General features: G+C 66.3%; 10 protein-coding genes. 3 read left to right on the top strand and 7 right to left on the bottom strand.

Features of this window, described 5'->3' with window-relative positions:
• The 4 genes from VGE49_RS06105 to VGE49_RS06090 form a co-directional block, all read right to left on the bottom strand.
• Positions 1-312: hypothetical protein (locus VGE49_RS06105; protein WP_331033671.1), on the bottom strand; the 312-nt coding region annotated here is incomplete at its 3' end.
• Positions 309-1,775, bottom strand: a complete 1,467-nt coding sequence (gene sufB / locus VGE49_RS06100) for a Fe-S cluster assembly protein SufB (RefSeq protein WP_331033670.1) — start codon at positions 1,773-1,775, stop codon at positions 309-311. The genes VGE49_RS06105 and sufB, both read right to left, overlap by 4 nt.
• 3 nt (positions 1,776-1,778) lie before the next feature.
• Complete coding sequence (locus VGE49_RS06095; RefSeq protein WP_331033669.1) at positions 1,779-2,915, bottom strand: cysteine desulfurase family protein; 1,137 nt, start codon at positions 2,913-2,915, stop codon at positions 1,779-1,781.
• A complete protein-coding gene (locus VGE49_RS06090) occupies positions 2,912-3,385 on the bottom strand; it encodes an Rrf2 family transcriptional regulator (protein ID WP_331033668.1) in 474 nt (157 codons plus the stop codon). The genes VGE49_RS06095 and VGE49_RS06090 overlap by 4 nt, the downstream gene beginning before the upstream one ends.
• 161 nt (positions 3,386-3,546) lie before the next feature.
• Between VGE49_RS06090 and VGE49_RS06085 the strand changes: the two genes are divergently transcribed.
• Complete coding sequence (locus VGE49_RS06085; protein WP_331033667.1) at positions 3,547-4,197, top strand: alpha/beta hydrolase; 651 nt, start codon at positions 3,547-3,549, stop codon at positions 4,195-4,197.
• 7 nt (positions 4,198-4,204) lie between these two features.
• On the opposite strand, the gene VGE49_RS06080 is transcribed toward VGE49_RS06085, so the two are convergent.
• The 3 genes from VGE49_RS06080 to VGE49_RS06070 form a co-directional block, all read right to left on the bottom strand.
• Positions 4,205-5,182, bottom strand: coding sequence for a TerC family protein (locus VGE49_RS06080; protein WP_331033666.1), 978 nt, complete (start codon positions 5,180-5,182; stop codon positions 4,205-4,207).
• A gap of 369 nt (positions 5,183-5,551) precedes the next feature.
• Positions 5,552-6,511, bottom strand: coding sequence for a DMT family transporter (locus tag VGE49_RS06075; protein WP_331033665.1), 960 nt, complete (start codon positions 6,509-6,511; stop codon positions 5,552-5,554).
• Entirely contained in the window at positions 6,508-7,650 is a 1,143-nt protein-coding gene (locus VGE49_RS06070) for an anhydro-N-acetylmuramic acid kinase (protein WP_331033664.1), read from the bottom strand. The genes VGE49_RS06075 and VGE49_RS06070 overlap by 4 nt, the downstream gene beginning before the upstream one ends.
• A gap of 183 nt (positions 7,651-7,833) precedes the next feature.
• Here VGE49_RS06070 and tyrS point away from each other — a divergent pair, with 183 nt between their 5' ends.
• Together tyrS and VGE49_RS06060 are read left to right on the top strand one after the other, a co-directional pair.
• The gene (gene tyrS, locus VGE49_RS06065) at positions 7,834-9,090 is read left to right on the top strand and encodes a tyrosine--tRNA ligase (RefSeq protein WP_331033663.1); all 1,257 of its coding nucleotides are present in this window, start codon (positions 7,834-7,836) and stop codon (positions 9,088-9,090) included.
• Between the two features lie 12 nt (positions 9,091-9,102).
• Complete coding sequence (locus tag VGE49_RS06060) at positions 9,103-9,570, top strand: peroxiredoxin (RefSeq protein WP_331033662.1); 468 nt, start codon at positions 9,103-9,105, stop codon at positions 9,568-9,570.
• Positions 9,571-9,668: the final 98 nt, after the last annotated feature.

Below are 9,668 nucleotides of genomic sequence, written 5' to 3'. Positions count from 1 at the left end.
ATCGCCAGCCTCGCAAAGATATCGAATTTGATGCGGTGCCAGAACGACGTTGGCGTTCACCCACCTTTGACTGGGATCGTCGATCTCAAGCCAAAGAAGCTTGGGGTCGCCATCTGCGGCGCCGACGATCACAAGCTTGGTTCCGGGCTGGAGCGAGATCGGTTCGAGTTGATCATCGAAATGCTGGAGCACCAACTCAACCGGCGTGACCACAGAATACATGCGAACCGGCTTGCCATCGGCGTCTTCGCTAGTCCCGTCGAACCACATCGGCTTGGAAACACGCCGGGCGAATTCTTCGACAGTGCTCACCCCACGCTCCCCTCAAGGCTGATCGCCACCAGCTTCTGCGCCTCGACGGCGAACTCCATCGGCAGCTTCTGCATCACGTCGCGGACGAAGCCGTTGACCAGCAGGGCCACCGCCTCTTCTTCCGACAGGCCGCGCTGCTGGGCGTAAAAGAGCTGGTCTTCCGACAGGCGCGTCGTCGTCGCCTCGTGCTCCAGTTGAGCCGAGCCGTTGCGGGCCTCGATGTAGGGGATGGTGTGCGAGCCGCACTCCTTGCCGATCAGCAGGCTGTCGCACTGGGTGAAGTTGCGCACGCCCGTCGCCTTGGGATGCACCGAGACCAGGCCGCGATAGGTCGAGTCCGACTTGCCCGCCGACACCGCCTTGGCGATGATCCGCGACTTCGAGTTCTTGCCCAGGTGGATCATCTTGGTGCCGGTGTCGGCCTGCTGATGCCCATTGGTGATGGCGATGGAGTAGAACTCGCCCGAGCTTTCCTCGCCCTTCAGGATGCAGGACGGGTACTTCCAGGTGACGGCCGAGCCGGTCTCGACCTGGGTCCAACTGACCTTCGAGCGGTCTCCGCGGCAGTCGGCGCGCTTGGTGACGAAGTTGTAGATGCCGCCCTTGCCCTCGGCGTCGCCGGGATACCAGTTCTGGACCGTCGAGTATTTCACCTCGGCATCGTCCAGGGCCACGATCTCCACGACCGCCGCGTGCAACTGGTTCTCGTCGCGCATCGGTGCGGTGCAGCCTTCCAGATAGGAAACGTAACTGCCCTTGTCGGCGATGATCAGGGTCCGCTCGAACTGGCCCGTCTGGCTGGCGTTGATGCGGAAATAGGTCGACAGCTCCATCGGGCAGCGCACGCCCGGCGGGATGTAGACGAACGACCCGTCCGAAAAGACCGCGCTATTCAGCGCCGCGAAATAGTTGTCGGACACCGGCACGACCGATCCCAGATACTGACGCACAAGATCAGGATATTCGCGCAAGGCCTCGGAAATCGGCATGAAAATCACGCCGACCTTGGCCAGCTCTTCTTTGAAGGTGGTCACGACCGAGACGCTGTCGAACACAGCGTCCACGGCCACCTTGGGCGCGCCCTGCACGCCGGCCAGCACTTCCTGCTCCTTCAGCGGGATGCCCAGCTTGGCGTAGACGGCCAGCAGCTCGGGATCGACCTCGTCGAGGGACTTCGGCCCCTCCTTCTGCTTCGGCGCGGCGTAGTAGTAGAGGTCCTGATAATCGACAGGCTCGTACTTCACCGCCGCCCAGGTCGGTTCCTCCATCGCCAGCCAGCGCTCATAAGCGGCCAGACGCCATTCCAGCATCCATTCCGGCTCGCCCTTCTTCTCGGAGATGAAGCGGATGATGTCGGCGTTCAGGCCGCGCGGCGCATATTCCGTTTCGATGTCCGAGGTGAAGCCGTGCTCATACTTTTCCAGAGCGGCGACAGCATCGACAGTTTCCTTAACAGCAGCCATGACTTACGCGACTTCCTTCACGCGCTCAGACAGGCGCGCTTGATGCTTGTTCCAGGCCGTGACCCAGGCCTCGGCGAACCGATCCCAGTCGCCTTGCGTCGTGCCCCAGCCCCCGGAAACGCGCACGCCCCCGGTCGCCAGGTGTTCCAGGCCCATGGCGCTGATCGTCTTCGACGGCTTGACCTTGCCCGACGAACAGGCCGAGCCGGCGGAGACCATGACCCCGACCAGGTCCAGGGTGATCAACTGCTGCGGGCTGTCCCAGCCTTCGACGGCCATGAACAGGGTGTTGGGCAGACGCGGAGCCGCGCCGCCGATGATGGTCGCGCCCGCCGCCTTGACCTTCGCCTCAGCGGCGTCGCGCCAGACGACATGCGCCATGGCCTCGTCCAGATCGCGCCCAGCGCAATCGGCGGCCATGCCAAAACCCGTGATGCCAGGCACGTTCTCGGTCCCGGCGCGCAGGCCGCGCTCCTGACCGGCGCCATGCAGGATGCGGACGGCGGCGACGCCTTCCTTCAGCACCAGAGCGCCCACGCCCTGCGGCCCGCCCAGCTTGTGCGCCGACAGGGTCAGGCTGTCCGCGTCCAGCGTCCGCATATCGACGGGGATCTTGCCCGCCGACTGGATGGCGTCGACGTGCAGCCAGCCGCCCGCCGCGCGGACCAGAGCCGCCGCCTCGACGATAGGCTGGATCACGCCGCTTTCATTATTGGCATGATGAATGGCCACGACCGCCCGGCCAGGACGCGCCAGCGCCTCGGCCAGCCAGACCAGATCGACCACGCCGTTGGCATCGACCGGCAGGACCTCGACCGGCGCGCCCGACGCCGTCGCCGCCTCGGCCACGCACGGATGCTCGGTCGCCCCGACGATCAGCCGCTCGCAGCCCGCCGCCAAAGCGCTGACGATGGCCTGGGCGTTGGATTCCGTGCCGCCCGAGGAAAAGACCACGGCGGTCGGATCTGCCCCGACCAGTTCAGCCACCTGAGCCCGCGCCGTTTCGACCCGCGCCCGCGCCCGACGTCCCGCAGCGTGAACCGCCGACGGATTGCCGTTGTCGGCCAGAGCCTTGGCCATGATTTCCTGTACTTCGGGTCGCACCAGACCCGAGGCGTTGTAATCCAGATAGACGCTCACGCCGCCGCCTCCATGCCCAGCGCGGCCGCCGGGGCCGCGCCCATGCGGGCCTGACCGGTGCGGTTCTGGATCACGTCCTCCAGGCTGACGCTGGCGAGATAGCGGTGAATCTCCTGTCCCAGGTCTTCCCAGAGGTGGTGGGTGATGCAGCGTTCGCCCTTGATCATGCAGCCCTTGGGCGATCCGGCGCCGACGCAGCGGGTCGCGCGGATCGGCTCGTCCACCGCCAGAACGATCTCGGCCACGGCGGTCTCACAGGCTTCGCGCGCCAGACGATAGCCGCCGCCGGGACCGCGCACGCTCTTGACCAGACCGCTCTTGCGCAGGCGCGCGAACAACTGTTCCAGATAGCTGAGGGAGATTTCCTGACGCGTGGCGATCTCGGCCAGCGAAACCGCCCGGTCCGCGCCGTTGCGCGCCAGATCGGCCATCGCCATCACGGCGTATCGTCCCTTCGTCGACAGGCGCATGGAATGCCCTCAAAAATTTCACGCTTTTCGGGGCTCATGTGTTAGAACCCGCGCCCTCGCAGACAAGTGCGTCACGCCGAGCGGACTTAGAAAGTCCTACTGCGTTGGTCAAGTATTGTCCGCCCGCGAAACGACAGTTGAAGACAGGATTCCGCTGATCCATGCCTGAAGTCATTCTTCCCGGCGCCTCGGGCCGCATCGAAGGCCGCTATTCGCCCGGCAAGCGCCCCAATGCGCCGATCGCCTTGATCCTGCATCCCCACCCCAAGGCGGGCGGGCACATGAACAACCCGGTGGCGGTGACGCTGCACCAGTTGTTCGTCCAGCGTGGCTTCGCCACCCTGCGCTACAACTCGCGCGGCGTCGGCAAGTCGCAGGGCGAGTTCGACAGCGGCATCGGCGAACTGGCCGACGCGGCCACCGCCCTGGACTGGCTGCAGGCCAACAACCCCGCCGCGACCCAGACCTGGGTCGCCGGCTATCAGTTCGGCGCCTACATCGGCATGCAACTGCTGATGCGCCGCCCCGAGACGGACGGCTTCATCTCGGTGTCGCCGCCCTCGAACATGTACGACTTCAGCTTCCTGGCCCCATGCCCGGCATCGGGCCTGTTCCTGCATGGCACGGCCGACACCGTCGTCCCGCCGGTCGAAGTCGAGCGCGTGGTCAACAAGCTGCGCACGCAAAAAGGCATCGTCATCGATTATGAACTGGAAGAAGGCGCCAGCCACTTCTGGCAGGACCACATCGGCGCGGTGGAACGCCGCGTCGGGGCCTATCTGGACAAGCGTCTGGCCGAAAACCCGGCCTAAGCGCGATTTATGTGTCGACCCGGGTTTCGGCCCGGGTCTTCCACATCGACCACAGAATGCCCGCGGCCAGGATGGCGGCCGTCACGCCGAGCGAGATCGCCGGCGGAAACTTCTCCAGCCCCATCAGCGGCGCGGCGATGACCTTCCCCCCGATAAAGACCAGCAGGATGGCCAGCGCCTGCTTCAGGTAGGCGAAGCGGTGGATCACCGCCGCCAGCGCGAAATAGAGCGCCCGCAAGCCCAGAATGGCGAAGATGTTGGACGTGTAGACGATGTAGGGGTCCGTCGTGATAGCGAAGATCGCCGGCACCGAATCCACCGCAAAGATCACGTCCGCGAACTCGATCGTCACCAGGGCCAGAAACAGCGGCGTGGCGTGCCAGGCCATCCGCCCCGCCGCATTGGGCTCCCGCACAAAGAAGTGCGCGCCGTAAAGTCTGTCCGTCACAGCTACGCGCCGTCTCAGCCACTTTACGATGCCCTGCCCCATCTGCGCCTCCTCGGCGGGGCTGGTGGCGATCATCCGTCCTCCTGTAAAGATCAGGAAGCCGGCAAAGAGGTAGAGCGCCCACTCATAGCGGCTGACCAAGGCCGCTCCGGCGGCAATCATCACCGCCCTCAGCACGATGACGCCCAGCACGCCCCAGAACAGCACGCGGTGCTGATGCAGGCGCGGAATGCCGAAAGCGCCGAAAATCATGGCGATGACAAAGACATTGTCCATCGCCAGGCTCTTCTCGATGGCGAAGCCGGTCAAATAGTCCAGCCCGCTGTCCGCCCCCAGCCGCACCCAGACCCAGATCCCGAACAACAGGGCGACGGCGACGTAGAAGGCCGACAACAGCAGGCTTTCTCGCACCCCGATCTCATGCGCCTTGCGGTGCAGGACCCCCAGGTCGAAGGCCAGCAAGGCGACCACGACCATTAGAAAACCCGCCCACATCCACGCGGGCTTGCCCATCCATTCGACTGTCAGGAACTCCATCCGCGCCTCTGGACCGTTCACGCCGCCGACGCCCGAGCGGACGACCGGCGCGGCCCGACATCACGACCATCTTCTCCCATAGGGTCGCCAGAGGGGCCCGGTCCGCTGATGGATCAACGCGGTAAGCGCGAGGATGTTCAACTGCCTTGGGTCATGGCGTGCATGGCGGGTAGCGGGCGAAATTGGCTTCGTACTGGGCCAGATTTTGCCCGAATCCCATCTCGGACCTTCGCTGGTCAGGCCTGTTTGTGTCCGCTTCCGCCCGCAGGTCCTGCGAACCAAGCAAGGCCAGCGCCATTAGCAATGCGATCATCTACCCCTCCCGAGTCGGCAGATAGCGCCTGCTTCTGATGGCCGAATTTTGGCGTATCAGTGATCGCCCTCCGCCGCCGCGAGCGCCGCCGGGCGGTGGGCCCGCACGCACCAGATGACGCTGACCACCATCAGGATCATGGCCACGACCTCGATGACCGTCGGCCCACGGCCTTCCCACAGGAAGCCGTAGAGGAAGGCGAACAGGGTTTCCGACACAATCATCTGACCCAGCATGGTCAGGGGCAGCAGGCGGCTGGCCTGGTTCCAGAAGGCGTTGCCGATGATGGAGGCGAAGACGGCGACGCCGACGCTGACGCCGAGGAAACGCACCCAGGCCTCGCCGGACCAGACGCCCAGGGTCAGCATCGCCGGAACCGCCAGCAACAGAGCGAACCCGCCCGTCACGACGCCCGTCAGCAAGGACCAGTCGTGCGGCGAGACATCGGGCAGCCGTCCCATCCATCGGCTGTTGCCGACCGCGAAGGCCGACCACGACAGCAGGGCCGCCAGGGCGCAGGCCAGACCGATCAGGGTCTGAGCCCCGTCATGACCCGCATTGCCGGTCTGGCTCAGGGATTCCCAACCGATCAGGCCGACCGCCAGGGCCGCGACCGCGATGGGCGGCGCCACGCGCGCCAACGGCGGCGAATCCCTGTCCTTCAGCCCCCACAGGGCGACCACGACCGGCACCATGCCGACGATCAGGGCCGAGGCGCCGACGCCCGCGAAATGGACGCTGACCACCAGAAAGACGAAATAGACGATGTTCCCGGCCAGGCTCAGCCAGGCCAGCGCCCGCCACGCCTTGAAATCCAGCGCCGCCGTGACCCGCCGCCAGCGCGGGGCGATCAGCAGGGCCGCGATCAGGCCATAGGCCAGGTAGCGCCCCGCCGTCAGCATCATCGGCGAGGCCTCGGGCGCGACCTTTGGCGCCAGGAAGACCAGCCCCCACAAAGCGCCCGCCGCCATGCCGCTGGCGACGCCCCAGAGACGCTGCGTCGCGGCCGTGGTCACTGTTCGCCGGGCTCCACGATACGGCCGCCGGTCATCGGCTCCGGCACGCCCGTCGTGCCGGGGAAGCTGATCGGCAGACCCAACAGGCAGCGCGCCGCCAGGAAGGCGAAGGCCTCGGCCTCGATCGAGTCGCCGCGCCAACCCTCATCCTCGGCGGTCGTCACCGGCACGCCCGCGCGCTCGCGGATCGCCGCCAGCAGGACCGGATTATGCCGCCCGCCGCCACAGGCCACGACCTTGGCCGGCGTCTCGGAACAGCGCGCTACGCCCAGCGCCACGGCCTCGGCGGCGAAGGCCGTCAACGTCGCCGCCGCATCCTCCAGCGACAGACCCGCCACCGGGTCCAGCGAGAAGTCAAAACGGTCCAGCGACTTCGGTCCCTTCGCCGCAAAGTAGGGATGCGCCAGATAGGCCGCCAGCACGGCCTGATCGACTGTCCCCGCCGCCGCCAGCTTGCCGCCTTCGTCCATGCGTTTCTTGCCGCGCGACTGGACCAACAGGTCGACCATGCCGTTGGCCGGGCCGGTGTCGAAGGCTTCCAGCCCGCCGTCGGCGCGGATCAGGGTGATATTGCCGACCCCACCCAGGTTCAGCACGGCGACCGGCCCGCTCAGGCCGGCCTTCTTCACCAGGGCCGCGTGATAGACTGGCGCCAGCGGCGCCCCCTGCCCGCCCGCCGCCACGTCGGCGCTGCGGAAATCATAGGCGGTGCGCACGCCCAGCCCCTCGGCCACGCTCAAGGCGTCGATCAGTTGCACCGTCCGGCCCGGCAGGTCCGGCGTCGGGGCTTCGTGCAGCACGGTCTGGCCATGCACCCCGACCAGATCCAGTGAACTGGCCTTGACCCCGTTTACCGCCATGAAGCCGAGCGCCGCCGCCAGATGGGCGTCGGCCACCGCCATGCGGGCGTCCTCGAAGCTCTCGGGCTCCTCCTCGTCGCGCTCCCAGTCCAGGGCGTCCTCGATGGCGTCCTCGACGATGACGCGGGTTTCCGCGTCCAGCTTCATCTCGCCGGCGGGACCGAAGCTAATGATGTTCTCGCCGTCGGTTTCGATCACCGCCATGTCCACGGCGTCGAGCGAGGTGCCGGTCATGAAACCGAGCACGCGGAGGGTCTTGGTCGAGGAGGAGGTCGTCATGGCGGGTTGACTGCCACGTCGCGCACGCCGTAGCTAGCGCCCATGATCGCCGCCCGCGCCATTTCCGGCCTGTATTACCGTTCGCTGAGCTAGCGAGCGGCCGCGATCTCGTGCCGCCTTCGCTGGCGGCGCGACTTCCCGACAAGGAAGACGGCCGCCGGCATCCCTGCTACGGAGCCGTCCATGACCGACCAAGCCTTCAAGTCCGACTTCCTCAAGACCCTGCAATCGCGTGGCTACATCCACCAGGTGACGCACCCGGTGGAGCTCGACGACGCCGCCTCGAACGGGATCGTGACGGCCTACATCGGCTTCGACGCCACGGCGCCCAGCCTGCACGTCGGCAGCCTGATCCAGATCATGATGCTGCGTCGCCTGCAGCAGGCCGGGCACAAGCCCGTCGTCCTGATGGGCGGCGGCACCACCAAGGTCGGCGACCCCACCGGCAAGGACGCCTCGCGCCCGCAACTGACCGACGAGACGATCCAGGCCAACATCGCCTCGATCAAGACCGTGTTCGAGAAGTTCCTGACCTTCGGCGACGGCCCGTCCGACGCCGTCATGGTCGACAATGACGAATGGCTGTCGAAGTTCGGCTACGTTGAGTTCCTGCGCGACTACGGCACCCACTTCACCGTCAATCGGATGCTGAGCTTCGACTCGGTCAAGCTGCGCCTGGAGCGCGAGCAGCCGATGACCTTCCTCGAGTTCAACTACATGCTGATGCAGTCGGTGGACTTCCTGGAGCTGAACCGTTCGCTGAACGTGACGCTGCAGATGGGCGGCTCGGATCAGTGGGGCAACATCACCTCGGGCGTCGATCTGGTGCGCCGCGTGGACCATAAGGCCTCGTTCGGCCTGACCACGCCGCTGCTGACCACGGCTTCGGGCGGCAAGATGGGCAAGACGGCCCAGGGCGCTGTCTGGCTGAACGCCGAGCAGCTGAGCCCCTACGACTACTGGCAGTTCTGGCGCAACGCCGAGGACGCCGACGTCGGCCGCTTCATGCGCCTGTTCACCGACCTGCCCTTGGACCAGATCGCGCTCTATGAAGCCATGGAAGGCGCCGGCATCAACGAAGCCAAGAAGGCTCTCGCCGACGCCGCGACCTCGATGCTGCACGGCTCCGAGGCCGCCCAGGCCGCTCGCGCCGCCGCGGAAGCCGCCTTCGAGAAGGGCCAGCTGTCGGCTGACCTGCCCACCGTCGAGCTGCCGCGTGACCAGGTGATCGGCGCCATGATCGCCGCCGTCGTCGCCAAGGCCGGTCTGACGGCCTCCAACGGCGAAGCCCGTCGCCTGGCCCAAGGCGGCGGTCTGCGCCTGAACGACGAAGCCATCGCCGACGGTGCCCGCCTGATCGAAGACGCCGACGTCAACGCCGACGGCGTGCTGAAGCTGGCGGCCGGCAAGAAGAAGATCGTCTTGGTTCGGCCGGTCTAAGGAGCAAAGAGGATGACCAACATCACCGAAGGCCAGGCCGCCCCCGCGTTCGATCTCGCCACCGATGGCGGCGGCCGCGTCACGCTGGACGGGCTGAGAGGCCAGTCGGTCGTCCTCTACTTCTATCCCAAGGCCGACACGCCCGGCTGCACGACCGAGGGACTGGACTTCTCGGCGCTGGCCGATCAGTTCGCCGCCGCCAACGCCGTGGTCATCGGCGTCTCCCGCGATGCGGTAAAGAAGCTAGACCGCTTCAAGGCCAAGAACGACCTCAAGGTGGTCCTGGGTTCCGACGAGGACGGCGCGGTCTGCGAAGCCTGGGGAACCTGGGTTCAGAAGCAGCTCTATGGCCGCCAATACATGGGTGTTGAACGCGCCACCTTCCTGATCGACGGCGCGGGCGCGGTTCGTCGCGCCTGGCGCAACGTCAAGGTCAAGGGTCACGCCGAGCAGGTGTTGGAAGCCGTAAAGGCGCTTTGATCCACGCAATGCTCTGAGGCCAAGCTTGCCTCCGCCGCCGACCTGCTCCTAACTGCCGCCCAAGGGGCTATAGTAGGATTAGGCCGGCCTTGCTGGCG

The organism is Brevundimonas sp. (assembly GCF_036405315.1).
Taxonomy (GTDB): Bacteria; Pseudomonadota; Alphaproteobacteria; order Caulobacterales; family Caulobacteraceae; genus Brevundimonas.
Note: the sequence above shows the minus strand (reverse complement) of the source record. Positions and strands in the feature narration are given on the sequence as shown.